The sequence below is a fragment of the Alteromonas sp. ABM1_013 genome, assembly GCF_056160505.1.
In genome coordinates, this window is sequence record NZ_JBSWXH010000001.1 from 37,719 (window position 1) to 63,850 (window position 26,132).

Below are 26,132 nucleotides of genomic sequence, written 5' to 3' on the forward strand. Positions count from 1 at the left end.
GGGGTAGCAGTACAGGAAGCCGCGACACCCTCGCTTAAAAGAGAAAGTGAGAAAGCAATGTAAAAAGGCTAAACAAAAAGATAAAGCATAGAGCACGGCCTTAAGACTTTTTGCCTTTAAACTTCGCGACCATTGTCACAACTAACGCAATGATCACACCAGCAGCAATACCAACAACACCATCAGCAAGTATAGACATAACCAGCGATGCGTCTGGGATCAGCGTGGTAAACCAGTCGGTAAAAATATGTAAAAAGCCTATGCTATGAGTAAGGATTCCGCCGCCCACTAAGAACATAGCCACCGTACCTACTACCGCAAGGGTTTTCATTAGCGCGGGCGCGGTAACCAGCAATGCTCTGCCGATAAATCGTTGAAGGGTGTTCATTGAACCTGTTAGTGACTTGCGAAGCATGTAAAGGCCCACATCGTCCATTTTAACTAAGCCCGCGACTAGCCCATATACGCCAAGGGTAATCGCTAAGCTTAGTGCCACTAACACGCCAATTTGCGTTGTAAGCGTGGCATCTGTCACGGTACCTAACGCGATAACAATGATTTCAGCGGAGAGTATAAAGTCCGTGCGAATAGCGCCTTTAATTTTATCTTTCTCAAAAGCTACCATGTCAACATCTTCGTGGGTGAGCGCTTCTATTCTGGCTTCTCGTGTTTTTTCTTCATCTTCATGGGGAAGATATTTGTGCAGGAGTTTTTCTGCACCTTCAAAACATAAATATAATCCGCCCAGTACCAAAAGGACGGTTATAAGTGAGGGCACAAAAGCACTGATGGCTAATGCCGCAGGAACCAATATCGCTTTATTAATAAGAGAGCCTTTTGCTACTGCCCATACAACAGGTAGCTCTCGGTCTGCTTTAACCCCTTGGACTTGGTCGGCATTTACCGCTAAATCATCTCCTAAAACCCCCGCTGTTTTTTGCGCAGCTACTTTTGACATGGTAGCGATGTCATCCATTAGCGTTGCAATATCATCAAGTAGGGCAAGTAAGTTAGCTGCGGCCACAGTGATTTTCCTTGTATTCGTTGTTATTAAGTGTGCTGTTTTTGTGTTTCACTAACATAGCAAATCGGCAATCGATAAGTAGTTGCGGCATACAAAGAATACGCGCAGGGTCTTACCTTTGGCAACTTATGAATAGTACGACTTCAGATAAAAGGTTGAAATCAGTGTGAGTAACGATAGCGAAATAAATCAAGAGACAGCACTTCCCTCACTTTCAATTCGTTCTTATACCAGAAAAGCACGCAGTCACGCTCACCCATTTTATCAGTTAGTATTGCCTGTAAATGGGCATATAGAAATAGCACAAGACGATTTTACAGGCAGCGTCGGTGTAGGGGAGGGAGTGTGTATAGCGCCATTCGAGGTACATAGTTTTAGTGCAAACGAAAATGCAAAGTTTATGGTCGCCGACTTACTTTCAGTACCGGTACAGTTGCAAGACAAACACAATCCTATTTTTCAGGTTAATACCGCCCTTCAAGCTTTCTTAAGCTTTGTCGAAGTGCAATTAACGAATTACGCGTTTTACGGACAGGATGAAATGACCGCGTTATTTCAGGTGTTACTGGCGAAAAGCGAGGTGGGCGGGGGAACAGACAAGCGGATCACCCAAGTAATAAGCCATATACATAGTGACTTAGGGGCATCGCATTCGTTGCAGTTGCTTTCAGAGATGGCCTGTATGGGAACCACACAGTTCAAAACTCGGTTTAAACAAACCACTGGTCTTAGCTTACGTGATTACCTAGTGAAGATAAGGATGGAGAAAGCCAAAGCACTGCTTAGAAACACCGATACGCCTATGTCGAGCATAGCTCAATCAACGGGGTACGAAGATGTTGCTGCATTCAGCCGCCGATTCAAAGCCTATTTCGGGCAACCACCAAAGTCTTTTAAAAGAAAGTAATCACGCCTTGCTAAAGGGGGACACTAGTCGGCTACGGACTATCGCAAAAAAGAGCATGGCAAAAATCAATACGCGCTAGTTTCGCTCTTCATCTTTGGGCAGTTTATTCACTCTCGCATCTATAAAACGTTTGTGATCGTCCATTTTGGTGCATTTTAAAGTGCCTCCGGCAAAACCGCTTAATATCGCCAAGGTTTTATTGGTCGTACTGCTACAGTTTACTTGTTTTGACGGGCGTCTATTTTCACTAGCTTGCATTTCTTGTGTACTTGGCCCGCTTAATATAGGGCTATCTTTTCGTTCTTGGAAATTCCTTGCTGCTTGCTCTGCGTCTTCAGCTACTTTTTCACTGTTGTATTTTTCAAAATAAAGCGCAGCGCCATCTTTGACCGATAAATTTAACGAACCCGCGCGACGATTTGCATCTTTTGAAAGAGTCGGCGTTGGTGGCGTAGTAATTGGCTTATTTTCTACCTGGGCTTGCTGTATTTCGGGCTCAGCAACTTTCTGCTGCTTTGCTTCAGGAATTTCAGAAATTTTAGTTTTACTATCAGGTGCTTCGGTGGATTGAGTGACATCAGACTTCAGTTCAATTTCTTGCCTTTTAGCGGAAGCATCGACTGCTTTAGTGTCTTCTAATTCGGCTTGGATTGAGGGGCGCGGAGTTGGAGGGTAGTATAGTCTGGCACTAATCTCAGGTGTTCGCTCTGAAACATTTACACGAGCTTTTTGATTATCAATACTCAATTGAGAAAGTAAGACAACCAAAATCACCCCAAATACGTGAACACCACATGAAACTAATAGCGGTCGCCACGCCGCTTTTTTGGCAACGGAGTGGTGCTCTGTACTGCGTTCTGGCGCAAAGAAAGAAGGCGTGATAGTTGTCATAGTAAACAACAGACCATTCACGCTATCGAATAGTTCCATCCTAATTTCATCGCACTTATTAGTCACCTTACCTCAGCAATTTTCTCGACCGCTTCATAATTGGGCATTTTTTAACGGGTGCACCATAAATGTGCATTATTTTTGTGCATGATCATCTTCCTTGTAAGTATATGTCTGATTTATATGAAGAAACATTTGTGGCATGGCTCTTGGTTTATCTTCCCATAGTTGGAAACACGACCATAAATCACAGAATAACCAAAACAAACTGGGAGCAACTCATGAAACTAGTCACAGCGATCATCAAGCCGTTCAAGCTAGATGATGTTCGTGAAGCCATTTCAGAAATCGGTATCGACGGCTTGACCGTGACCGAAGTGAAGGGCTTTGGACGTCAAAAAGGACACACTGAACTTTACCGTGGAGCGGAATATCAGGTGGATTTTCTACCTAAAGTCAAACTGGAAATTGCTGTTCAGGATGATCAAGTAGAGCGCCTGGTAGAAGCCATCGTTGGCGCTGCCAAAACAGGCAAAATTGGAGACGGCAAGGTGTTTGTTTACGACCTTGAGCACGCCGTTCGTATTCGAACTGGTGAGTCGGATAGCGACGCGCTGTAAGCCACAACGATATATTTGCGGAGAAAACCATAATGGAAATCACTTTTGAACTTGGGTATGCGCTAGATACCTTTTATTTTCTAATCTGCGGTGCACTGGTTATGTGGATGGCTGCAGGTTTTGCGATGCTTGAAGCTGGTCTTGTTCGAGCGAAAAACACCACAGAAATTCTAACTAAAAACGTGGCACTATTTGCAATTGCTTGCACCATGTACATGATTTGCGGCTACGGCATTATGTACGGCGGCGGCGACTGGGGTCCATTCTTAAGCGGTATTATGGGTGACGGCGCAACAGGTGTAGCTGAAGATCCAGCAACATACGCTCCTTCTGCTGACTTCTTCTTCCAAGTAGTATTTGTTGCAACAGCAATGTCTATCGTTTCTGGTGCGGTTGCTGAGCGTATGAAGCTTTGGGCATTCCTAGCATTCGCGGTTGTTATGACAGGTTTTATCTACCCAATGGAAGGTGCTTGGACGTGGGGCGGCGAAGCGGTATTCGGTATGTATACGCTTGGCGACCTAGGTTTCTCTGACTTTGCTGGCTCTGGTATTGTTCACATGGCCGGTGCGGCTGCGGCGCTTGCTGGTGTGCTTGTACTTGGTGCTCGTAAAGGCAAATACACTGCAGACGGCAAAGTAAATGCTATCCCTGGTGCTAACCTGCCGCTGGCAACATTAGGTACATTCATCCTTTGGATGGGTTGGTTTGGTTTTAACGGTGGTTCAGTACTGGCTACTGCAACTGTTGAAAGTGCAAACTCAGTAGCAATCGTATTTATGAACACGAATGCTGCAGCTGCGGGTGGTGCAATTGCTGCACTTATCGTTGCACGTATTCTATTCGGTAAAGCTGACCTAACTATGGTACTTAACGGTGCGCTTGCGGGTCTTGTTGCTATCACTGCAGAGCCATCAACGCCAACGCCTCTTCAAGCGACTCTATTTGGCGGCCTAGGCGGTATCCTAGTAGTACTTAGCATTGTTGCACTAGACAAGCTTAAGATTGACGATCCAGTGGGCGCAATTTCAGTTCACGGCGTGGTTGGTCTTCTAGGTCTAATCCTTGTACCTTTCACAAATGACGGTTCAAGCATCTCTGGTCAGCTAATTGGTGCCGCGACTATCTTTGTATGGGTATTTGTCGTGAGCCTAGTGGTATGGCTAGTGATTAAAGCGGTAATGGGTGTACGTGTGAGCGAAGAAGAAGAGTTCGACGGCGTAGACATGAGCGAGTGCGGTCTGGAAGCATACCCAGACTTTACAAGCGGCCGCTCGTAAGAGAGTCTCGATTAGGCAAATGAAATAACAATAATAATGCCTTATTACTTCGTTTAAGCCCCGCAGTTGCGGGGCTTTTTTCGTTTAAAGTCATGTACTTTTTAGTTGCTATAAGACTAAAGAAAAGGCCCTAGGCGTAATGTGACAATAACGCTACACTATGTTTTCAGGGGCTTAGGTTTTCAGGGGCTTAGGTTTTCAAGGGCTTAGGTTTTCAAGAGCTTAGGTTTTAAAGGGTTTAGGCTAGATTTATCAACGGCAACGTTTTTGTAAAAGGATAGTTATGACTGTAAGTGTGCGACTACTACCTTTGATATTGGCTTTTTTCAGTATCAATTGTTTGGGCTATGACAGAATAACGGGGCAACCCTTTGCAAGTCGCTCAGAAGTTATTGCGAAGAACGGCATGGCGGCCACTAGCCAACCATTAGCCACGCAAGTGGCTTTGGATATTTTAAAACAAGGTGGTAGCGCGGTTGACGCAGCCATTGCGGCCAACGCCATGTTGGGGTTAGTTGAGCCTACAGGTAGCGGTATTGGCGGCGACCTATTTGCCATTGTGTGGGATGCAAAAGAAGAAAAGCTGGTGGGGTTAAACGCTTCTGGCCGATCGCCGAGACAATTAACCAAAGCGGTGTTTGCCGAGCGTGGTTTGCATCAAATTCCAAAATTTGGTCCTCTGCCCGTATCTGTCCCTGGTGCTGTAGACGGTTGGTTCGCGCTACACGAGAAATTTGGCAAACTGCCTATGTCAGCGTTGCTCACGCCATCTATCAAATATGCCCGTGAAGGCTTTCCGGTTTCCGAGGTCATTGCTTACTACTGGCAGATGAATCAAGAACGAATTGGCCATTACGATGGCTTTGCTGAAACCTTTCTTATCAATGGTAAGGTACCGCAGAAGGGGGACATTTTTAAAAACCCCGGGTTAGCCGTGACCTATGAAAAGATAGCAACTGGGGGGCGTGATGCCTTTTATAAAGGGGATATCGCCCGTACTATCGATGCTTATATGAAGTCCCAAGGGGGCTTTTTGTCATACCAGGATTTGTCTTCACATACCTCTGAGTGGGTAGAGCCTGTTTCCGCTAACTATCGCGGCTACGATGTATGGGAGCTTCCGCCAAACGGACAAGGCATCGCGGCACTACAGATTCTTAATGTGCTAGAACGTTACGATATCGAAGGAATGGGGTTTAACTCAGCTGACTACATCCATACCTTTGTGGAAGCCAAAAAACTTGCCTTTGAAGACCGCGCTAAGTTCTACGCTGATCCAGATTTTAATGAGATTCCCGTCGATTGGCTGATTTCAAAAGAATATGCCGCTGAGCGGCAAAAGCTGATTGACAGCGAACGCGCTGCAAATCGTGTTGATGCGGGCATTTATGAAGGAGATACCATTTACCTTACCGTTGCTGATAAAGAGGGCAACATGGTGTCTTTGATTCAAAGCAACTACCGCGGCATGGGATCAGGAATGACACCGCCTGGACTGGGTTTTATTCTCCAAAACAGAGGTGAGATGTTTACCCTTGAAGAAGGGCACTTTAACGAATATCGCCCAGGAAAGCGTCCATTTCACACTATTATTCCTGCTTTCGTAACAAGAAACGGCAACCCCGTGATGAGCTTTGGGGTGATGGGCGGCGGGACACAGCCGCAAATGCACGCACAAATTATTGTGAATATTCTCGACTTCGGTATGAATTTACAAGAAGCGGGAGATGCGCCTCGCATACTGCACAGTGGTTCAAGTAGCCCAACTGGGGCGCTTATGACCGATGGCGGCTATGTGAGCTTAGAGTCTGGCTTTAGTGAAACCGTTCAACGAGAACTCATGGAGCGAGGGCATAAGCTGCAGCGCGTTATAGGCGCATTTGGTGGTTACCAAGCCATTGCTTGGGATGAGCAAAAAGGTGTCTATTTTGGCGCATCAGAAACGCGAAAAGATGGACAAGCAGCGGGCTATTAAGCACACTAGAGTAAATAATAAGCGATTGATTATCTGCTCAATAAAACTTAGCTTCACTTGAAAAGGTTTTTAAGTTTGAAGTAGTTGCTACAATTGATAAAAAGGTTCGCAATACAAAGCGTGACGAATGTTCGTCAGCAGCGAAGCGTCATAGTAAAACGTTAATAACAAAAAGAGCGGCAATGACACAACCACAAAAAGGTCTCTGCGCTGAGCCTAACTTACATGCACAGTATTTGTTACTGAACGTAATTGACGATGATAGCCAAGCCGTGCGCGCAAAATTGTCTCGCGTGCTGGATATTTTTGAGCACTTCGAGAATGAGCATTACGAGGCTATGGTTACAGGGGTAGTAGCCATAGGTACGGGTTATTGGGCAGAAGTCTATCCGGGTTTGATACCCGTTGAACTTGCCCCCTTTCCCGATATGCAGTGTGAAGACAGAAGTGCGCCCACCATGCCCTGTGATCTCTTTATTCAAATACGTGCTGATAGGTTAGATATCTGCCACGCCGTTGGCATTGAAGTGATGGACCTATTGCGTATTCATGTAGAGCTTGTTGAACAGATAAGAGGGTTTAGATATTTAGATGGGCGTGACCTCAATGGGTATCTTTATGGCGCGGATAACCCTCGTGGTATGAAGCGCAGAAAAGTGGGGGTTATCGGGGAAGATGACCCTGATTTTAGCGGTGGCAGCTATGTTCACGTACAGCGTTATCGCCATGATTTAAGGCGCTGGAACAGCCTCTCAAGCCGCCAGCAAGAGCAGGTTATGGGCACAACGCAAGAGCACAACTTAGTCAGTAGTGAGCAGTCAGAGTCGTCACACAATGTAAGAGCAAGTACGGTCGCCCCAGATGGCGACGAGCCAAGACTAATAAAGCAAGGCATGCCTTACGGCGATATGATATCTCAGGGGTTATTCTTTGTAAGTTGTAGTGCGAGCGCGCGGCCTTTTAAACAAATGCTGCATAGCCAGATATACGGCAACGGTGAAGGCGACTACGACCGCTGGCTAGACTTCACCAGTGCCGAAACAGGTGCTGCTTTCTTCGCACCCTCGGTGACCTTTATTCGGCAACAAGCGAAGCTTTCGGAAAACTGAGAGTGTTGAATCAATGCTGAACTTCATTAGAAGCCGGAATAACCCAGCAGGTTGTTAGTCGCTTAAAGGTGTTAAAGCGAAAAATGCTAAAGAACCAAAGCGCCGTCCCAGTCAGTAGCAAGATCTAAGTTTTTGTAGATACGGCACACATCTAAGTGGTGATGTACAAGTGAGTCATTGGGGCTTATGGCTAGGGCCGTTTCAAAGTATGCAATAGATTCGTCCCATTGCTGATTGATTCTACACGCCAGACCCGCCGCTATTTTCGTTTGCACCGCAAGCTTCTTCTCTTGTTCTTTTTCTGGCAGGTGGCTGAGAATTTCATATATCTCGATAGGCGATTTTCGTCCTTTAACTCTGACCCAGTCAAGTAAGCGGGTTCTAAGGGAGTCGTTAGGGCCGATAATTTGTAGCACCTGAGCGCTTACAATAATATCTGCTTGGTATTTAGGCGTTAGGGCTTCTAGTCGGGAGGCGATATTTACACTATCGCCTATAACCGTGGTATCCATTCTATCCTCCGAGCCAACGGTTCCCATAATGACTTGGCCGAAATGAATACCTATCCCCATATTTATGGCTTCGTAGTCGCAGTTTTTCCGGTGCCCGTTATAAATCGTTAATGCTTTACGTAAATCCAACGCTGCTTGTACCGCATCTAACGCTTTTTCTTTGGGCGTGCCGCCTTGATGGTCGAATAGCGCCATGATGCCATCGCCCATAAACTTGTCGATAAAGCCTCGGTTTTGGTGAATAGGGTCATTCATTCGCGTGAAATACGAATTTAGAAAATTCATCAGTTCTTGCGGGGTAATACGCTCAGAAAAACCTGCAAAGCCACGAATATCACAAAACATGATGGCAACATCGTTTTCAGCAGCATAGCCCAGTTCCAATGAATCTACATCGGTGGTAGCCATATGTTCAACGAACTGACGGGGTACAAATTTCTGAAAAGTTTGGGTAAGTTTTGAGGCTTCATCAGCAGCGGCCTGAAACCGGGCTTCGTCTGCAGCCTGCAGTGTTGCTTCATACTTACTCGAATTGCGGGATAGGGCTTTTCTCAGTCGATATTTGAAGCGCCTGCTTCGCCTGACATAAAGAATACTTATAACAGTGCTATAAACAGTAAGTGCAACAAGCGCGCTTATTTGCCAGTCCATTGTTAATCACACCTTTTAATTTCCTACAGAAAAACAGCAAAAATGCGGTCAATAATCATGCTGCCAAGAAAGTATAAAGGATAATTCGGCGTTAACACATTACTTTTAATTACATTTACAAAAAGTGTTAGCGCCGATTTTTAATTAACGGTAAGGGGCAATTAACTTATAGGGTTGAGAACACTTTATCTGCCGCAGTCAAAGTTTTTTCAATGACCTCAGCATCGTGTGCTTTCGAGACAAAACCTGCTTCATAGGAAGCGGGAGCCAAATAAACACCTTGTTCTAACATACCGTGATAAAACTTATTGAATTGCTCGGTATTACAGTTAATCGCCTGCTTGTAGTTAGTGACTTTCTCTACGTCTGTAAAGAATATCCCAAACATACTGCCAGCAATATTAGTAGTTAGACTAATATTGTGTTTGTCAGCTAGCGCCTGAAATCCATCGACGAGTTTTTGTGTATTCTCAAAGATAGAATCGTAAAGACCAGGCTGTTTGATTTGGGTTAACGCAGCAAGTCCTGCCGCCATAGCAACAGGGTTACCCGAAAGTGTACCGGCTTGGTAGATAGGGCCGGTTGGGGCAATATGAGTAATGATGTCGCGGCGACCACCGAAACAGCCCACAGGCATACCACCACCGATAACTTTACCCAAGCAAGTTAGGTCTGGTTTTACGTTGTAGCGTTCCTGTGCACCGCCACGAGAAACGCGGAACCCTGTCATCACTTCGTCAAATATAAGTACGCTGCCGTACTCATCACAGATAGTGCGAAGCCCTTCAAGGAAGCCTTCTACTGGGGGGATGCAGTTCATGTTGCCAGCGACTGGTTCAACAATAATACACGCAATATCATCGCCGTGAGCTGCAAAAATTTCTTTTACGCTATCTAGGTTATTGTATTCAACCGTTAGCGTGTGCTCGGCTACGTTGGCAGGGACGCCCGGAGAGCTAGGCACTCCAAGGGTTAATGCGCCAGAGCCTGCTTTCACTAAAAGTGAATCGGCATGACCGTGATAGCAGCCTTCAAACTTAACGATTTTGTTGCGGCTAGTGTAGCCGCGGGCTAGGCGAATGGCTGACATGGTGGCCTCTGTGCCAGAGTTAACCATGCGTACCATTTCCATAGATGGCACCAACTCGCTAACAAGTTCGGCCATGATCACTTCCGCTTCGGTTGGGGCACCGAATGAAAGGCCACTGTATGAAGCTTCAATCACTGCTTCGCGGATTTTTGCATTGTTATGACCTAGTACCATCGGCCCCCAAGATTGGATGTAGTCAATGTATTGCTTACCATCCGCATCCCACATATAAGCGCCATCAGCTTTGGAAATGAAGCGGGGTGTGCCGCCTACCGCTTTAAATGCGCGAACAGGTGAGTTTACGCCACCGGGAATGGTTCTTTGGGCGCGGGTAAATAGGGCTTCAGATTTTTGCATGTAATTACTTACTCTTATTGCTGTACCAAACAACATCGCGCTCATACTTGGTCAGAAGGTTTTCTACACCAAGGGTTAGCGCAAACAGGGCCATTCTTACAAGCACACCATTGTCGGTTTGCCTAAAAATAGCGAGGTTTGGATTAAGGTTTAGATCGTTATCTAATTCGTTGGCTTCCATACGTGAGTCACGAGGAAGTGGATGCATAATAACGGTCTTCGACTGAAAGTGTTTCGTGTAAATCGACTGATTTAAGCGGAACTTACCTCGGTATTTGTTCGCTTCTTCTTGAGAAGGGAAGCGCTCTTCTTGAATACGAGTTTGATAGCATATATCCGCATCCATATTTCCTTCGAGCGTATCGGTAATAGTAAGCTGGTGTCCAGCATTCTCAATGGCATCAATAACTGGCTGAGGCATAGCCAGCTCTTTCGGCGATATCAGCGTGAAGCGAATATTCTTAAACAGGCATAATAGGCGTGATAAAGAGTGTACTGTTCGACCGTATCGCAGATCGCCAATCATTGCGATATGTAATCCATCAATACCGTGACCGTTGTACTCAAGCTCACGTTTAATGGTAAATAGGTCTAAAAGTGCTTGGGTGGGGTGTTCGTTTGCGCCGTCTCCCCCATTAATTACAGGCACTCGACTACCTTCTGCAAACTCAGCGACGGAGCCGGCTGCAGGGTGTCGCATGGCTATAATATCAGAATAGCCGCTGAGCACTCGGGCGGTATCATAAAGTGATTCGCCTTTAGCAAGTGCAGAGCTCGACATGCCTGTAGTTTCTCTTACTTCGCCGCCTAAAAGATTAAAAGCGGTACCAAAGCTCACGCGGGTACGCGTACTTGGTTCGAAGAAAAGATTTCCGAGAATAGCGCCGTCTAATACGGTAGTGCGCTTTTGCCGCTTCGCATAAGGCTTCATGGAATTGGCGACTGAGAAGACTTTCTCAATGGCCTCGCGATCAAATTGATTAACCGAAAGAATGTGGTTACCGGTAAAGTCAGACATGCGCTTCTCAATCATCAACGAAAACGCCGCTAGTTTATAATACCGCTGGGGTTAAGTCATTAGCGCAAGGTTAATCTTACCTAACGTTTTTCTCGGTTTGACCAATTGGTAAAATAGCACTTGTGCTGTTTGAAATGGCTAGGATAATTTTCAGCTTTTACCACTTTGCTGCGTGCAATGAGTAAACAGCAGCAGAATTTTCTCAGCGGCACTGTCAACGTGGGCTGTGATTTCGGCGTCTTCTAGCGGAGACTGTATGCCGCATAACATCATGGTGTGGTATTCGCCTTTAAGTAGAGCGCAATAATCCACGGCTAGCTGCTGCGCATCATCAGCGCTTAAGCTACCTTGTCCAAATTTTTCTATCACTGTGCTAAGTGTGGCGAGCGACGCTTCAGGACCTGCTTGATAAAACAAGGTGGCTACGTGTGGGCTATTTACCGCTTCGGCGATAATTACGCGAAATATAGCGATAGCTTCAGGGTCTTGTAACAGGCGTACAAACTGACACCCCACTTTTTGCAAGCATTCAAACAGTGAAAGCGAGCCTAAGGAGGCGTCGATAAGCTGCTGAGTGTCGAGTTGATACGAGCGACATTTTGAAGAGATAGCGGCTTTAAACAGAGCATCTTTGCTCTCGAAATGAGAGTAAACCGTTTGTTTAGACACTCCTGAGGCCTTAGCCACGGTGTCCATTGACGTACTAGCAAACCCTTCTTTTAAAAACAAGCAAGACGCCGCGTGCAATATAAGATGATATTTCTCTTCACTTTTGGGACGGCCTTGCTTTTTGATGTTAGCCACGTACGTTCTCACTTTATTGCAGAATATTTAAATATCAAACTGGACGGTCTAGTATTTATATACTAGCATAGCACAATAAGTATGCAAATATAGCCTAAAGCACACGCCTAATTGGTTAAAGGAACTGTTATGACTGCTGCAAATACCCCATCTAAAAATGGCAAATTCACGTTACTTATTTCGATTGCCGTTTTTACAGCTGCACTGGTGGTATTACTGATGACTGCTGGTTTGGGGAATGCAACGCAAACGCCGGAGGCAAGACTACCCGTTGCGGTCTCAACAGGTACGGTCACCATTCAATCAGGCTTTGAAACGCCTATTAATGTGTTTGGTTTAGTTGAATCACCTAAGGCCACATCTTTATCTTTTGATGTCGCTGGTCAAGTTACCCGAATGCTTGTTGAAGAAGGGGATGTAGTCAGCAAAGGCGATATTCTTGCTCACCAAGATTTGCAGCGTCTAAATGCAAGGAAGCGAGAGCTACAAGCAGCGCTTGAGCGAGCAAATGCTGACCTTGCACTTGCTAAAGTTAATAGTGATAGAACCACGTCATTGGTGGAGAGAAAGCTAGAGTCAGCACAACGACTGGATGAAGCAAAAGCGAACTTAAATGTAGCGAAAGCGCAGGTTAGCGAAATGCAAGCTGCGCTCGAATCTCTCAATGTAGAGATCGCAAAAACTACGCTCGTTTCGCCTTTTGATGGTGTTGTTAATCGCCGATTTTTTGATGAAGGCAGTGTGGTGAGTGCAGGAAGCCCTGTATTTGGCATTACGAGTATCGACAACTACCAAGCGCGTTTTGCGGTACCTGCTGATGTCGTAGAGCAGTTTGATGTTAATGAACCCGTACTTGTGCGTGTTGGTGATATCGATGTTGCGGGAACGGTATCTCAGCGACTTCCAGTACGAAACGTGCAGACTCGAACCATAGATATCCTAGTCACACTTAATAGTAACGAACAGGTTCGCCCTGGCGATATGGCAATTCTGTCTGCCTTCCGCTCCCATTCTGAAACAGGCGCTTGGCTTCCTGTAAACGCGCTAAGTAATGGCCTAAGAGGCTTATGGAGGGTTTTTGTTTTATCCAGTGAGTCAAACGCCACCATAGAAGCGCGCGTTGTCGAGGTGGTGTACACAGATGGAAATAAAGCGTTCGTTCGCGGCGCGCTCAAAAATGGCGATGTCTATGTTAATGAGGGCACCCATAAATTAGCGCCGGGGCAAATGGTAGCTATACCTAGCCAACAACATGCTGGGGCGCGTTAATGAAGTCATTTAACTTCGATACTGATAAATCCTACCCCTGGTACACGCTCTTTTACCGACGGGGCCATTTGCTGGTTTTAAGTCTATTGATTTTGATTACCGCAGGGTTATCGGCTTTGGGCTCATTACCGCGAATAGAAGACCCTCGAATTGATACAAGAAATGCGCTAATTATTACCCAGTATCCTGGCGCATCAGCCGAGCGAGTTGAAGCCTTAGTCAGCGACGTACTGGAAGACAGGTTAAGGGAAATATTTGAGATTAAGGAAGTGAAATCTACCTCTCGTGCTGGGATTTCTATCATATTAATTGAAACACAGGACTGGATAGACAACACCAGTAACGAGCAGCTATTTAGCGAGATCCGCGATGCAATAGATGCTGCCGCTGAGTCATTTCCAGAAGGCGCAATGGCGCCAATATTCGATGAAAAACGCGGCGCGACTGCTTTCACCTTATTGCTTTCTGTACGTGCCGACCATTTTGATAATACACCTATTACACTTACCGCTCGTTTGGCTCAGGAACTTACCGACCGACTTCGCAATGTTAACGGTACTGAGTTAGTGCGTGTATACGGCGCACCGCAGGAAGAAATTAGTGTCAACATAGACCCTATTAAGCTTGCTGCTACAGGCCTTACATTGCAGCAGGTAAGCAATACAATCAGTCGTGCCGACCCCAAGTTGCCTGCAGGTATGTTGAATACCGAACAAAGTAACCTGCGCTTTACGGTGGGAGAGGGCTTAAATGGTGTAAACATGATAGCGTCAATTCCTCTTGTTAATGAACAGGGGCGCTATTTGAGAGTTGAAGATGTTGCGTCGGTAGAACGCAGTTACACCACCCCACGAGGTGAAATAGCCTTTTTAAATGGTGAAGAGTCTATCTTTGTAGCCGCCCGCATGCAGCCATCATTGCGTTCTGACGTGTGGACAAAAAATGCATTAGCGGTGGTAGAGCAGTTTAATAAAGATTTCAGCGGAACCTTAACCGCTACGGTGGCATTTGAGCAAAATGAATATACTGCCACGCGCCTTGCCGACCTATCGATGAATTTATTGATGGGGTGTGCGGTTGTCATGATGGTTATTCTACTTTTCATGGGGTTTCGCGCAGCATGGATTGTGGGGTTAGCACTGCCATTGTGCGCCGCTTTTGCGTTGTTTTCATTGAGCTTTTACAACGAGCAAATACACCAAATGTCAATCTTCGGCATGATCATCGCCATCGGCCTGCTTATTGATAATGCTATCGTAATTACTGATGAAATACGCATTAACTTACAAGACCCTAACCTAACGCGGGTAGGAGCTATGGCAAAAAGTGTGTCTCACTTATTTGCGCCACTTTTAGCTTCAACACTTACGACTATTCTCGGCTTTATGCCTATCTTTCTTCTTGATGGAAATATAGGTGATTTCGTAGGGCCAATAGCGATAAGCGTGGTCATGGCGCTCATTGGCTCCCTGTTTATTTCACTGACTATTATTGCCGCGCTAGCCGCACGATTTTTACCAAAGCACGACAATGCATCCCAAGGTAAAGCCGTATCCAAATCGTGGTGGAAAGTGGGTCTTCAAGCGCCGCAGTTAAGCCTAGCTTTTAAACGGCAGTTAGGTCGTTGGATAAAACAGCCCATTCTCGTGCTACCGGTTGTTGCCATACTTTGCCTGTCTGGCTTTGTGCTGTCTTCGACATTGGCCAATGTGTTCTTCCCAAGCGCAGATAGAGACCAGTTTGAAGTTTATCTGTGGACGAAAGAAGGAAGCAGCATTGACAACACTACCCACTACGTTAAAGAAATTGATGCCGCTATTCGCTCCGAGCAAGGTGTAAAGCAGGTTAGCTGGTTGGTGGGCGGCTCTGCCCCTTCGGTGTATTACAATCAAATGATGACTCGCGATAACATGCCTTATTTTGCTAATGCCGTGGTTTCTACCCACACGGTAGATGAAGCGGTAGCGCTGGTGGGTGAGTTACAACATTCTCTCGATAGCGAATATCCTGAGGTACAAATTGTAGTACGAGCATTTGGGCAAGGTCCGCCAATTGCCGCGCCGGTAGAAGTCGAAATATTTGGCCCAGATCTTAATATACTGAATGACCTAGGCGATAAAGTTCGTATGTTGATGTCACAAGTTGACGGCATATCTCAGTCCATCACCAGTATCTCTATGGGCGAGCCCGAACTTAAAATCAATGCCGATAGCGATAACTTATCTTACCTTGGCTTAACCCTTTCTGAGCTTGCTAATCAAATGCAGGTTAATTTCTCGGGGATCACCGGTGGCTCGATACTGGAGAGCACAGAAGAAATTCCGGTTAGGGTAAGGCTGGATGAGGCCTACAGACAAAACGTAACGGGTGTGGATGCTATGCCCATACCTGTAGCCGGTGACAATGCAATCTCGTGGTCACCACTGGCGGCGGTTACTAATTTAACGCTACAGCCTGCAACTAGCAGCATTACCCGTGTTGACGGAGAAAGGCTTAACCGCATTCAGGCGTTTTTACTGCCAGGCGTGCCGGCAATTGATGCCAGTAATCAGTTAAGAGACTTGCTTGAAAGCCAACTTGAACTGCCCGAGGGCTATAGAATTCACTTGGCGGGCGATGCAGATGAACAGCAGCAAGCGCTAGGCAAGCTTGCCACTTATGCGCCTGTTTTATTGGTTTTAATGATAACCACGCTCATATTGACGTTCACAAGTCTGCGTATGGCCGGTGTTATCGCACTTGTCGCGATACTTTCAGTGGGACTAGGAATGTTTAGTTTGTGGATTTCAGGCTTGCCAGTAGGATTCAACCCTTTACTTGGCTGTGCAGGGCTTATTGGTGTTGCAATTAACGGTTCGATAGTGGTCATTGCTGCAATCAATGCTAATCCCAAAGCAAAGCAAGGCGATACCAAGGCCATTGTTGAAGAAACCATGAGCTGTAGCCGGCACATACTCTCGACAACCTTTACAACGGTAGGCGGTTTAATTCCACTGTTGTTATTTAGCGAGGGGAGCTTCTGGCCGCCATTGGCTGTTGTGCTCGCAGGTGGAGTTGGTTTTTCGGTTATCTTGTCGTTAGTATTTACACCAACCATAGTGGCGGCATTTCAACGATATCGTTATAGAAACCACACATTAGTTTAATTTTGCGGTTAAACTATCCCTTTCTAATGAGCGTATTATAAGGGTGTATCAGCGTATGCGAAAACCACATCCAATATTGCGCTGGTGGCAGACTGACTGCGTGAAATGTAAACGGGTCAGACTCTATATCGTTTGGGCCATAATTATGTTGGTGGTGTACTTGTATGTCTGGCACTAGTGTTGAACCTATTTATATCCGAGCTGCGTCAAAAAGTAACGGCATCACTAGCCTGGTATTGGGCAGTGTAGGACTTTTCGTCGCAGCCTTGTGGCTGGCCTTTTTGCCAGATTGGTTGTTTTTAGCCGGTATTTTTCTGACAAGTGCGGCACTAGTGTGTTTGCTAGTGGGTTATTTTAAGGTACGCGAGCCAGACTTCAGCTTAGAAATAGCCAGAGATTACATCACCTATCGCCACCGCCTCGGCAGTTGGCGAATTCACTGGGACAACCTCCAGCGTGCAGATTGCCCACGTGTGCGCCATGGATTAGATCACGTTCCCTTAGAAACAGTCGGCTTCAAAATAAAAAGCTATACTGATTTTTTAAATACAATATCACCTAGGCTTGCTACACACTTACTGATGGAGCAGCGACCTCTGCTAATGCAAAATACCGACGAAAACTGCGCGTCGGGAAGTTGTTACGAACAATCAATGTTTGACGATAAGCAATACGTTATGGAAGACGGTACTATCATTAAAGGAATAAAAGCCATGTTAGCTCATCGTATGGTAGAGCTTCGAAAACGTCTCGGTTTTGATATTTTTATAGCCAGCTCAGAGTTAGATAGAGACGCCAGCGAATTTGCTAGGTTAATCGCTGACTGTCAGCAATCACGGAAGTTTTTCCAAAAGGAAAACGCCACGCAATAACCAGTGCTATATGCGTGGCAAATAATTTGTTATACGCTAGGCTTACTCTCCCGTAACACTTTCTCTGCTTCAGCGATAAGTGCAGGTAAATGCTCATCAACAAGTTTATGCTGGCCTAACTTGAGCGCGCTTTCAGTATCATTCGCCAAATGCTGCATGCGCGGCAAGCCAGTATAACAACATGCACCATGAAGCTTGTGTACCTCGGTCTTTAGCTCTTTATAATCTTTTTCTTCCCACAGCGTTGAAAGTAATACAATGGTTTCTGGGAGCAGCTCTATAAAGCCGTCTAACATTTCTTTCGCGGTGTCTTGGTTTTGATTGGCACGTTTTAGCGCAAGCTGCCAGTCAACTGAGGGAAGCTCTATTTCCCCTGGTTCAATGCTGTGGCACCAGGATTTAATTAGATTAATAAGTAATTCTACTTCGATAGGCTTAGGAAGATAATCATCCATACCTGATGCGAGTAATCGCTCCTGTTCTTCCTTAAATGCGTGAGCGGTGACAGCGATAATAGGCGTACCCATATTTACAGGAGATTTACGAATTTCCCTAGTTGCTTGTACACCATCCATCCCAGGCATCTGAACGTCCATTAAAATCAGGTCGAACTCTTGTGTCTGACACTGATTTACCGCATCTTGCCCGCTAATAGTTGTAATGAGTTCTACAGGTGAATGGTCAAGCCATGTATGCAGAAGTTTCAGGTTCATTTCCATGTCATCAACAGCCAATATTTTCACGTTAGGCAAACTGCTGATCTTCTCTTGCATGGCATTTTTCGCAGGCGTAGCGTGCTGGTTTACCAAGCTATCTAACTTAGTCAACGTTATTGGCATACGTATCTGAGAATGGAAGTGCTGCGATAGGCTTGGATATTGAGCGTACGGCTCGGGGCCAGAGTACCAGAGAATTCGTTTTGTGGCTGGAAACTGTACAAATCGACTTAGGTAAGTATCACGCAATGCCATTTTGCTTACCGGTACCGTTGCCATGAAGAAGTCATATTGACCGTTTAGCGTAGCTAAATAATCTAACGATTCCACTGAGGTAACCTTGGCACCTAAAATCGACAACATATTAGCGCTTGAGCGGCGTGTTGCAGGAATGGGGTCGAAAATAACAACGCTTTTCTCTTTCCAATCTTCGCTGCTCGTCAATGAATACTTTTGGCTAAGCTGATTCATACGAAGAGAAACGCTAAACGTAGAGCCCTGGCCCAGCACACTCTTAAGCGAAAGGTCTCCGTTCATCAGGCGAACGAGTTCCCTGCTAATAACAAGGCCTAATCCTGTACCTTGGTAATTTCGATTTAGTGCATCGTCTACCTGTGAAAACGCGCTGAAGAGCTTTTTCCTGTCTTGACGACTAATACCAATTCCCGTGTCTTCAACAACAATATTTAATTCGTGGATACCATGAGGAAGCGAGCGCCCGCTTGCTGAGAATGTAATGGCTCCACTAGAGGTAAACTTAAGCGCGTTACTGAGTAAGTTGTTTAGCACTTGCTTGATGCGAAATACATCGCCAATAAGTTTTTCAGGCAGCGGATTTAAGTCGAAAACGAACTCAATGCGCTTGCTGTGCGAAGATTTGGCCATAATAGTGACCATCTCTTCGAGCAGTTTATTAGGCGAAAAAGGTTGGTTGTTTATTTGAAGTTTGCCCGCTTCAATTTTTGAAAAGTCGAGTACGTCGTTAACAATCGTGAGCAAGTTTTCAGCTGCAGTATTAACGATCCGAACCTGCTCTTGTTGGTCCGTAGGTAGCAATGCGTTATTAAGTTCTTTGCTAAACCCCAATATTGCATTTAGCGGCGTGCGTATCTCATGACTCATGTTTGCAAGGAATTGAGATTTTACGTTACTGGCCTTGATGGCGTCTTTTCGCGCAATGTCTAAGCGTGCATTCTGCTCTTCAATAAGCTCAACATTATTGCGTAAATCATCAGTTGCTTGTTCTACTTCGCTTTCAAGCTGGCTTCGACTTTTCTCCATGAGTGCAAAAGAAAAAAGTCCAGCTTCTAGGAAAACGCCAACTTGGAAGCAGTAGGTAGTAAAGTCGTTAGAGGGCAGCACACCGATAAGGCTTAACATGCCAATAATGGCACCGGTAGCAAGCATACCCCATGCAAAAATAAAGTAGCGTGCAGGTCTGAAATTATTGAGGAAGGCCTCCACCCCTGCGTAGATGTAGCTCAAAATCGCTACCAGCCCTACGCCATATACCAGGTTGTTCTTCCAGATAGAGGGAAGAAGATCGACAAAGCACACGAGTCCAGTGAGTGCTTGGCACACTAATAATAAGTTTATAATAGGATGCGCAGTGGGCGAGTGCTTTTCGGTTTCTAAAAAGGTCATGGTGAACAAGCCTGAACTGATACCGATAATGACGAATATCAATTCCGAATGACCGACTAGCCAAGAGGGAATTCCTTGAGTAAATAAGAGGTGTGTATGACCGCCCCACACGAACTGCCATAAGATCACCGCTAATATGTATCCAACGTAAGCAATCAGGCTTTTCTCTTTTACGCCGAAAAATAAGGCCAAATTATAAATGGCAAGTATGAGTAAGCCACCGTAAAAAAAGCCCCAGAGCAAACTGTCCATTTGGAAATAACTGCTGTGTAAAGGCTCAGCTTGTATGCGAAGTGGAGCGATGAGACTTGATGAATGACTCTCAATGCGTATGTAAAGGTCAACGGGGTCGCTGTTAGCAAGTTCAACCCGAAAGGTAGGAACCCGAAAACGCTGCTCTTTTTGCGCCTTACCTTGATGACTTTGACTAATCACCTTTCCATTTTGTACTAAATAGAAATCAACGTTATCGAGCTGACTAAAGTTTATTGAAAATACCCAGTTCTTGTCGTTTGAAACATTGGCAACGGATGTTAGCAACCACATACCATTATTGCGAAAGCCAAAGTTAGGGTTTCCGTGAGGATGCATAAGAAAGTCGTTTCGTCTTCTTGATACATCCCCAATGGTAAGCTGGTAATCGGTTTCGAATAGAAAGTACAGCGAGTCTGATAAATCTAACGTACTTTGTTCGTCAAAAAGCTGCTCGATATGTTGAGCTTGGGAACAAGAAGGCCAGAAGCTAGCTAGCAAAATAAATAGGAAAGAAAGTGCGCGAAAGATTGCCATATTATTCTGTACTTTAACTACCGTTTAGATAAGGGTTTTATTATTTTTAGGGCGAATATTGAACGGAAACTTCAACTTTTTCTATTTAAACACTCTATTTGCAGAATAACAAAGCAAACCATTAACACATTGATAGCGTTTACATTGCAAGGCTCTTTGCTAAATAGCAAAGACGGTGAGGCATTGGCTATTTGAAAAGTGATGACAATTGTTTTCAAAGATTGCACACAAATGCGGTTTACCCCACAATAGCCTAAACGCTCGCGTGCATTCAGTAAGTAGTGCGCTACAACACAACGAGAATGGCGGCCTTTCTATTACGAGCGCATTGGTATTAATAACAAAACGAAAAAACTATCATGAGTGACGAGATCATCATTAATCGCGATGGGGTAGAGCAACTTCCTCTTCGACGTTTCACCGAAGACGCTTATCTAAACTATTCCATGTACGTCATCATGGACCGTGCTCTTCCGCATATTTCCGATGGTTTAAAGCCGGTACAGCGACGTATTATTTATGCGATGTCCGATTTAGGCTTAAGCGCGAATGCAAAATATAAAAAGTCTGCCAGAACCGTAGGTGACGTACTTGGTAAATTTCATCCACATGGTGACTCTGCCTGCTACGAAGCCATGGTGCTTATGGCGCAGCCTTTCTCATATCGCTATCCCTTGGTTGACGGTCAGGGGAACTGGGGCGCACCGGATGATCCTAAATCGTTTGCGGCCATGCGTTATACCGAAGCTAAACTTTCTCGATTCTCGGAAGTGCTGTTAAACGAGCTTGGCCAAGGCACGGTAGACTGGGTGCCCAACTTCGACGGTACGTTAGAAGAACCAAGTGTATTACCTGCCCGTTTACCGCATATTCTGCTTAACGGTGTGACAGGTATTGCAGTAGGTATGGCCACTGATATTCCACCGCACAATGTAAGAGAGTTGGCTAACGCATGCGCTATGCTGCTGGACAACAGTAAAGCTGAGCTTAGCGACGTCCTAGAACATGTTAATGGGCCAGACTACCCCACTGAAGCCGAAATTATTACGCCAAAAGCCGATATTAAAAAGCTTTACGAGACTGGGCGTGGCTCAATAAAAATGCGTGCTGTCTACGGCGAAGAGAATGGGGATGTGGTCATTACTGCTCTACCTCATCAGGCGTCTGGCGCCAAGATCCTAGAGCAAATAGCTTCGCAAATGCAGGCGAAAAAGCTGCCAATGGTAAGTGACCTTCGGGATGAGTCGGATCACGAAAATCCAACTCGCTTAGTTATTACTCCTCGTTCAAATCGCATTGACGTTACCCAATTAATGCAGCATTTGTTTGCAACTACCGACCTTGAGAAAAATTACCGCGTTAACCTGAACATGATAGGCCTAGACGGTCGCCCTCAGGTTAAAGACTTGCGTACTATTTTATCTGAGTGGTTGCAGTATCGAAAAGATACAGTGACACGACGTTTGCAGTATCGCTTAGATAAAGTATTGGCGCGTCTACATATTTTAGAAGGTTTGTTAATTGCGTTTTTAAATATCGATGAAGTTATCGAAATTATTCGTACTTATGACAAACCCAAGCCTGAGCTGATGTCGCGTTTTGGTTTAAGTGATAAACAGGCCGAAGCCATTTTAGAGCTGAAACTTCGCCATCTAGCTAAATTAGAAGAAATGAAAATTAAGGGCGAGCAGGACGAGCTAGCTGCCGAGCGTGACAAGCTACAGCAACTGCTTGGCTCAGACCGTCGCCTTAAGACCCTCATTAAAAAAGAAATCCTTGCTGACGCTGAGAAATACGGTGACGACAGGCGTTCACCTATTGTCGAGCGTAGCGAGGCTAAAGCGCTGTCTGAAAAAGAGTTAGTGCCTGCGGAATCAGTTACAGTTGTACTTTCAGAAAAAGGCTGGGCACGTTGTGCAAAAGGTCACGATATTGATGCTGAAGGGCTAAGCTATAAAGCGGGTGATGCTTATTTATCTAGCGCCGAAGGCAAAAGTAATCAGCCTGCCGTATTTATGGATAGCTCAGGGCGAACATTCTCGTGCGACGCTCACGGACTTCCCTCTGCACGAAGTCAAGGCGAGCCTTTAACCGGGCGCTTTAGTATTGTTGGTGGGGAATCCTTCCAGCACGTGATTATGGCGCAAGACGAGAGTAAGTTCTTGGTGGGGTCTGATGCGGGCTATGGCTTCGTCGGCACATTCAAAGATATGGTTAGCAAGAATAAAGCGGGTAAAGCCTACTTGTCATTGCCTACAGCAGCGAAAGTAATGAAACCAATGCCAGTGACTAACCCTGACTCTGATTGGTGTTTAAGTATTTCTAACGAAGGGCGTATGCTTATGTTCCCGCTTCGCGATTTGCCAAGTTTAGGCAAAGGAAAAGGAAATAAGCTGATCAATATTCCTTCAGCAAAATCACAGTCTCGTGAAGAGTATGTCAAAGTGCTGACCGTTGTGCCTGATGGCGCGGCCATTAAGGTTGGAGCAGGGAAGCGCAATATGACGTTAAGTGCTGAAGACCTTACCCATTATCAAGGGGAAAGGGGCCGTAGGGGGAATAAATTGCCTCGCGGTTTACAGCGGGTGGATAGCGTAGAAGTAGTGCTATCAAATAAAGACGAAGCACCTGAAGATTTGTCATAAAGTTTAAGTTGTTCTTATGCTTAGGTGAACTACACTCATTAAAGGAATGAATGAGGAATTTACATGTTAGGCATAGTTTTTACATCGTTAATCGACATGCTCGAGGAGAAGGTTTCTCCTGAGTTCGCTGATGATGTCATCATGGAAGCTGGGTTAGAGAACGACGGAGCTTATACCGCAGTGGGTTATTACCCGTTTGAACAGATGCAACGCCTGGTAGGTGTGCTGGTAGAGAGAACGGGTAAATCTGCTAACGAACTCTTATACGATTTTGGTTTTTATTTATTCGGTAAGTTAGGGGCCGTACACGGTGACGTATTAGCCAATACCAATAACATGCTAGACATGTTGGAGCACTTGGACGGCGATATCCATGTCCAGGTTAAAAAGCTTTATCCTGACGCAGACCTCCCGCGTTTTAAGGTGCTGTCACGCACAGACACCTCCATGCGCCTACAATATTACTCTGAAAGAGAGTTATATCCCCTAGCTGAGGGCTTGATGGACGCAGCAGCAGCCTATTACAACTGCAAACTTGAAAGGGAAACCCATCAACTAGAAACGCCTCACACATACGAATTTAGCATATCTCTTGTTGTTTAACGGGGGATGTAATGTCAAACGATACATCCATTGGCAAATCCGTTAATAACGACGCTTTAGCTTTAATTGAGCGTCGTTTAAAGCGAGAGCGAAATGCCAGAGAGCAAGCCGAAAGTTTGCTCAGAGAAAAGACCCAAAGCTTATATGCTACTTTGCAAAAGAGCCAGCGTGCGCAAAAGGACCTAGAACTTGCCCTTTGGGCTTCGCAAGAGTCATTTTGGAGTTGGGAGGCGCAAAGCGACATAATGGAGATTCGCTCTTTCTCTCTTCACTCACAAAGTGTATCTACGTGGTCGGGCACCTTAATTCAGCTTCTTGAACGGGTCCATGAGGACGATTTGGAAGGGCTTCAGTTTCACTGGACCATGGCACTTCACGGCAATCGCGATCGCGTTGAATTTTCCTTTCGTTTAATGCTAGAAAATAGCTACCAATGGGTAAGGTTACGCGGCCGTGTACTAGAGCGGGGTAGCGCGGGCGAAGCACTGCACATTGTGGGAACGACCAAAGATATCACCCAGCAGCGCAAAGCCGAACAATCTTTCCATTTAATGGCCTCTGCGTTCGCTAGTTCAAGAGAGCCGATGTTAGTCCTCTCTCCCGACCTTATTATTACAGAGTGTAATGATGCCTTTATCCATTTACTTGGTATGTCAGTAAAAGAGCAATGTGTAGGGGTGAATTTCAATCAAATATTTATCGCTGAGAAAGTTGATAAAGCGCAATTGGCCATCGATAAGCAAGTTCGATTTGAGTCAAAAATAAAAAACCAAAGCGGCGAAATGAAAGTGGTAGATATTTCTGTGGCTTTGTTCGAAACCTATCAACAAACCTCGACTTATTTAATCGCAACAATGCGCGACATTAGCGATAGAAAGCGCAACGAGGCCAAGCTACGTCAACTCGCCTTGCACGATGAATTGACCGGTCTTTCTAATCGTAACTCGCTACGTGAGTCTATTTCAGTGTTAGTGAAAAAAGTGCAGCCTTTTTCTCTCGTGTTTATCGACCTAGATGGGTTTAAAGCCATAAATGATAACGCGGGGCATGAAAGAGGCGATGCCGAGTTGCAGCGCATGGGAGCATTACTTACCGGTATGTTCGGCCCCATTGGTGAAGTTGGCAGGTGGGGAGGCGATGAGTTTATTGCCGTAGTACCTGACCAAAATATTGAAGAAATTGCCGAGCGCTCACAGGAACTTATCAGCCAAATTGAAGAAGACGCCATCGCTGTAAAAGGGACGGAGCTAAGGCTGTCGGCCAGTATTGGCATTGCAGAATTTCCAGATCACAGTAACAACATTGAAGGCTTAGTGCAGTGTGCCGATGCAGCAATGTATCGCGCCAAAGAGCTTGGGAAAGGGCAAACCTTTGTGTATGAACCCGGGCTTTATGAAAGCATGACGCAGCAGGTCAGTATGGTGAATGATTTACGCAAGGCCGTAGAAAACCACCTTCTTGATTTTTATATTCAGGGTAAATATGACTTAAATGGCGTTTTAAAAGGTGGTGAAGTGTTGTGCCGCTGGATCTCTGGACTGCACGGTGTCGTATCGCCAGCAGTGTTTATCCCCATAGCAGAAGAGCACAAGCTAGATAGCGCCATTGGTTTACAAGCGCTAGAGGCTGCCTGTGACTATATTTCGATAATGGAGTCGCAACAAGGCGAAGCTATTCCGCTGTCGGTAAATATTAGTGCTAACCAAATGCTCGACCCGGAATTTCCCGACCAAGCAGCCTCTATTTGCCTGGATAACAATATATCCCCAGAATTTATAGAATTAGAGCTCACTGAGTCGGTGTTTATTCGGGACGAAAAATCAGCGCTAAGAGCATTAAATGCACTTAGAGAGAGTGGGTTTAGATTGTCTTTAGATGATTTTGGCAGTGGCTTCTCATCACTTAGCTACCTGAGGAGTTTTCAGTTTGAGGTGGTCAAGGTGGATAAAAGCTTAATTCAAGGTATTCACCAAGATAGCAAAGCAAACGCGCTTTTTAATGGTCTGATAGCCATGCTAAAGAGTTTGCAAATAGATGTGGTGGCTGAAGGGGTAGAATTAGAGTCTTATCTACCTTTTATGGAGCAAGCAGATATCAAGTTAATGCAGGGTTTTTACTTTGATAAACCTATGCCTTACGACCAGTTTCTTGCTAGGCATACCACTGAGCCTAATCGTTAATGTCTTCTGTAAAGCGCAAACAAAAAAAGC

18 protein-coding genes are annotated in these 26,132 nt (G+C 45.4%); 11 read left to right on the forward strand and 7 right to left on the reverse strand.

The genetic code is table 11. The features are described from left to right. Positions 1 to 100: 100 nt before the first annotated feature. The gene (locus ACXAGK_RS00175) at positions 101 to 1,024 is read right to left on the reverse strand and encodes a DUF808 domain-containing protein (RefSeq protein WP_474853282.1); all 924 of its coding nucleotides are present in this window, start codon (positions 1,022 to 1,024) and stop codon (positions 101 to 103) included. A gap of 166 nt (positions 1,025 to 1,190) precedes the next feature. Here ACXAGK_RS00175 and ACXAGK_RS00180 point away from each other — a divergent pair, with 166 nt between their 5' ends. After that, positions 1,191 to 1,931, forward strand: coding sequence for a helix-turn-helix domain-containing protein (locus tag ACXAGK_RS00180; protein ID WP_474853284.1), 741 nt, complete (start codon positions 1,191 to 1,193; stop codon positions 1,929 to 1,931). 75 nt (positions 1,932 to 2,006) lie between these two features. Here the strand turns inward: ACXAGK_RS00180 and ACXAGK_RS00185 are convergent, their stop codons facing one another. Further along, positions 2,007 to 2,861: a hypothetical protein gene (locus ACXAGK_RS00185; protein WP_474853286.1), complete on the reverse strand. Its 855-nt coding sequence runs from the start codon at positions 2,859 to 2,861 to the stop codon at positions 2,007 to 2,009. A 242-nt stretch (positions 2,862 to 3,103) separates the two neighbouring features. On the opposite strand from ACXAGK_RS00185, the gene glnK reads away from it, so the two are divergent. The 4 genes from glnK to ACXAGK_RS00205 all read left to right on the forward strand — a co-directional run bounded on the left by glnK (position 3,104) and on the right by ACXAGK_RS00205 (position 7,806). Then, positions 3,104 to 3,442, forward strand: a complete 339-nt coding sequence (glnK, locus tag ACXAGK_RS00190; protein ID WP_012516988.1) for a P-II family nitrogen regulator — start codon at positions 3,104 to 3,106, stop codon at positions 3,440 to 3,442. Positions 3,443 to 3,474: 32 nt separating this feature from the next. Next, on the forward strand, positions 3,475 to 4,722 hold the full coding sequence (locus ACXAGK_RS00195; RefSeq protein ID WP_118490503.1) for an ammonium transporter: 1,248 nt from the start codon (positions 3,475 to 3,477) through the stop codon (positions 4,720 to 4,722). Between the two features lie 283 nt (positions 4,723 to 5,005). After that, complete coding sequence (gene ggt / locus ACXAGK_RS00200) at positions 5,006 to 6,697, forward strand: gamma-glutamyltransferase (protein ID WP_474853289.1); 1,692 nt, start codon at positions 5,006 to 5,008, stop codon at positions 6,695 to 6,697. A gap of 182 nt (positions 6,698 to 6,879) precedes the next feature. Next, a complete protein-coding gene (locus tag ACXAGK_RS00205) occupies positions 6,880 to 7,806 on the forward strand; it encodes a Dyp-type peroxidase (protein ID WP_474809115.1) in 927 nt (308 codons plus the stop codon). Between the two features lie 86 nt (positions 7,807 to 7,892). On the opposite strand, the gene ACXAGK_RS00210 is transcribed toward ACXAGK_RS00205, so the two are convergent. From ACXAGK_RS00210 to ACXAGK_RS00225, 4 genes are all read right to left on the reverse strand, one after another. Next, complete coding sequence (locus ACXAGK_RS00210; protein WP_474809113.1) at positions 7,893 to 8,969, reverse strand: adenylate/guanylate cyclase domain-containing protein; 1,077 nt, start codon at positions 8,967 to 8,969, stop codon at positions 7,893 to 7,895. A gap of 166 nt (positions 8,970 to 9,135) precedes the next feature. After that, positions 9,136 to 10,416 carry a glutamate-1-semialdehyde 2,1-aminomutase gene (gene hemL, locus ACXAGK_RS00215; protein ID WP_474853291.1) on the reverse strand — a complete coding sequence of 427 codons (1,281 nt, stop codon included), beginning with the start codon at positions 10,414 to 10,416 and terminating at the stop codon, positions 9,136 to 9,138. Between the two features lie 4 nt (positions 10,417 to 10,420). Beyond that, positions 10,421 to 11,434, reverse strand: coding sequence for an aspartate carbamoyltransferase (locus ACXAGK_RS00220; protein WP_474809341.1), 1,014 nt, complete (start codon positions 11,432 to 11,434; stop codon positions 10,421 to 10,423). A gap of 150 nt (positions 11,435 to 11,584) precedes the next feature. Next, on the reverse strand, positions 11,585 to 12,238 hold the full coding sequence (locus tag ACXAGK_RS00225) for a TetR/AcrR family transcriptional regulator (protein WP_474853294.1): 654 nt from the start codon (positions 12,236 to 12,238) through the stop codon (positions 11,585 to 11,587). A gap of 129 nt (positions 12,239 to 12,367) precedes the next feature. Here ACXAGK_RS00225 and ACXAGK_RS00230 point away from each other — a divergent pair, with 129 nt between their 5' ends. From ACXAGK_RS00230 to ACXAGK_RS00240, 3 genes are all read left to right on the forward strand, one after another. Then, positions 12,368 to 13,507 (forward strand): efflux RND transporter periplasmic adaptor subunit, encoded by a 1,140-nt coding sequence (locus ACXAGK_RS00230; protein ID WP_474853296.1) that lies wholly within the window; start codon positions 12,368 to 12,370, stop codon positions 13,505 to 13,507. Continuing rightward, the gene (locus ACXAGK_RS00235; RefSeq protein WP_474853298.1) at positions 13,507 to 16,653 is read left to right on the forward strand and encodes an efflux RND transporter permease subunit; all 3,147 of its coding nucleotides are present in this window, start codon (positions 13,507 to 13,509) and stop codon (positions 16,651 to 16,653) included. The genes ACXAGK_RS00230 and ACXAGK_RS00235 overlap by 1 nt, the downstream gene beginning before the upstream one ends. 164 nt (positions 16,654 to 16,817) lie before the next feature. After that, positions 16,818 to 17,525 carry a DUF2982 domain-containing protein gene (locus ACXAGK_RS00240; protein WP_474853300.1) on the forward strand — a complete coding sequence of 236 codons (708 nt, stop codon included), beginning with the start codon at positions 16,818 to 16,820 and terminating at the stop codon, positions 17,523 to 17,525. 29 nt (positions 17,526 to 17,554) lie between these two features. Here ACXAGK_RS00240 and ACXAGK_RS00245 read toward each other — a convergent pair whose 3' ends face one another. Then, positions 17,555 to 20,674 (reverse strand): hybrid sensor histidine kinase/response regulator, encoded by a 3,120-nt coding sequence (locus tag ACXAGK_RS00245; RefSeq protein ID WP_474853302.1) that lies wholly within the window; start codon positions 20,672 to 20,674, stop codon positions 17,555 to 17,557. 359 nt (positions 20,675 to 21,033) lie between these two features. On the opposite strand from ACXAGK_RS00245, the gene parC reads away from it, so the two are divergent. The 3 genes from parC (at position 21,034) to ACXAGK_RS00260 (ending at position 26,102) form a co-directional block, all read left to right on the forward strand. Further along, complete coding sequence (gene parC, locus ACXAGK_RS00250) at positions 21,034 to 23,319, forward strand: DNA topoisomerase IV subunit A (RefSeq protein WP_474853304.1); 2,286 nt, start codon at positions 21,034 to 21,036, stop codon at positions 23,317 to 23,319. Positions 23,320 to 23,382: 63 nt separating this feature from the next. Continuing rightward, positions 23,383 to 23,922 (forward strand): heme NO-binding domain-containing protein, encoded by a 540-nt coding sequence (locus ACXAGK_RS00255; RefSeq protein ID WP_474853306.1) that lies wholly within the window; start codon positions 23,383 to 23,385, stop codon positions 23,920 to 23,922. Between the two features lie 11 nt (positions 23,923 to 23,933). Beyond that, a complete protein-coding gene (locus tag ACXAGK_RS00260; RefSeq protein WP_474853308.1) occupies positions 23,934 to 26,102 on the forward strand; it encodes a putative bifunctional diguanylate cyclase/phosphodiesterase in 2,169 nt (722 codons plus the stop codon). Positions 26,103 to 26,132 lie beyond the last annotated feature (30 nt).

Excerpts from the sequence above, each read along its gene's own strand:
- ACXAGK_RS00185 (WP_474853286.1), bottom strand. The coding sequence starts at position 2,861 with ATGGAACTATTCGATAGCGTGAATGGTCTGTTGTTTACTATGACAACT.
- glnK (WP_012516988.1), top strand. The coding sequence starts at position 3,104 with ATGAAACTAGTCACAGCGATCATCAAGCCGTTCAAGCTAGATGATGTT.
- ACXAGK_RS00195 (WP_118490503.1), top strand. The coding sequence starts at position 3,475 with ATGGAAATCACTTTTGAACTTGGGTATGCGCTAGATACCTTTTATTTT.
- ggt (WP_474853289.1), top strand. The coding sequence starts at position 5,006 with ATGACTGTAAGTGTGCGACTACTACCTTTGATATTGGCTTTTTTCAGT.
- ACXAGK_RS00205 (WP_474809115.1), top strand. The coding sequence starts at position 6,880 with ATGACACAACCACAAAAAGGTCTCTGCGCTGAGCCTAACTTACATGCA.
- ACXAGK_RS00210 (WP_474809113.1), bottom strand. The coding sequence starts at position 8,969 with ATGGACTGGCAAATAAGCGCGCTTGTTGCACTTACTGTTTATAGCACT.
- hemL (WP_474853291.1), bottom strand. The coding sequence starts at position 10,416 with ATGCAAAAATCTGAAGCCCTATTTACCCGCGCCCAAAGAACCATTCCC.
- ACXAGK_RS00220 (WP_474809341.1), bottom strand. The coding sequence starts at position 11,434 with ATGTCTGACTTTACCGGTAACCACATTCTTTCGGTTAATCAATTTGAT.
- ACXAGK_RS00230 (WP_474853296.1), top strand. The coding sequence starts at position 12,368 with ATGACTGCTGCAAATACCCCATCTAAAAATGGCAAATTCACGTTACTT.
- ACXAGK_RS00235 (WP_474853298.1), top strand. The coding sequence starts at position 13,507 with ATGAAGTCATTTAACTTCGATACTGATAAATCCTACCCCTGGTACACG.
- ACXAGK_RS00240 (WP_474853300.1), top strand. The coding sequence starts at position 16,818 with ATGTCTGGCACTAGTGTTGAACCTATTTATATCCGAGCTGCGTCAAAA.
- ACXAGK_RS00245 (WP_474853302.1), bottom strand. The coding sequence starts at position 20,674 with ATGGCAATCTTTCGCGCACTTTCTTTCCTATTTATTTTGCTAGCTAGC.
- parC (WP_474853304.1), top strand. The coding sequence starts at position 21,034 with ATGAGTGACGAGATCATCATTAATCGCGATGGGGTAGAGCAACTTCCT.
- ACXAGK_RS00255 (WP_474853306.1), top strand. The coding sequence starts at position 23,383 with ATGTTAGGCATAGTTTTTACATCGTTAATCGACATGCTCGAGGAGAAG.
- ACXAGK_RS00260 (WP_474853308.1), top strand. The coding sequence starts at position 23,934 with ATGTCAAACGATACATCCATTGGCAAATCCGTTAATAACGACGCTTTA.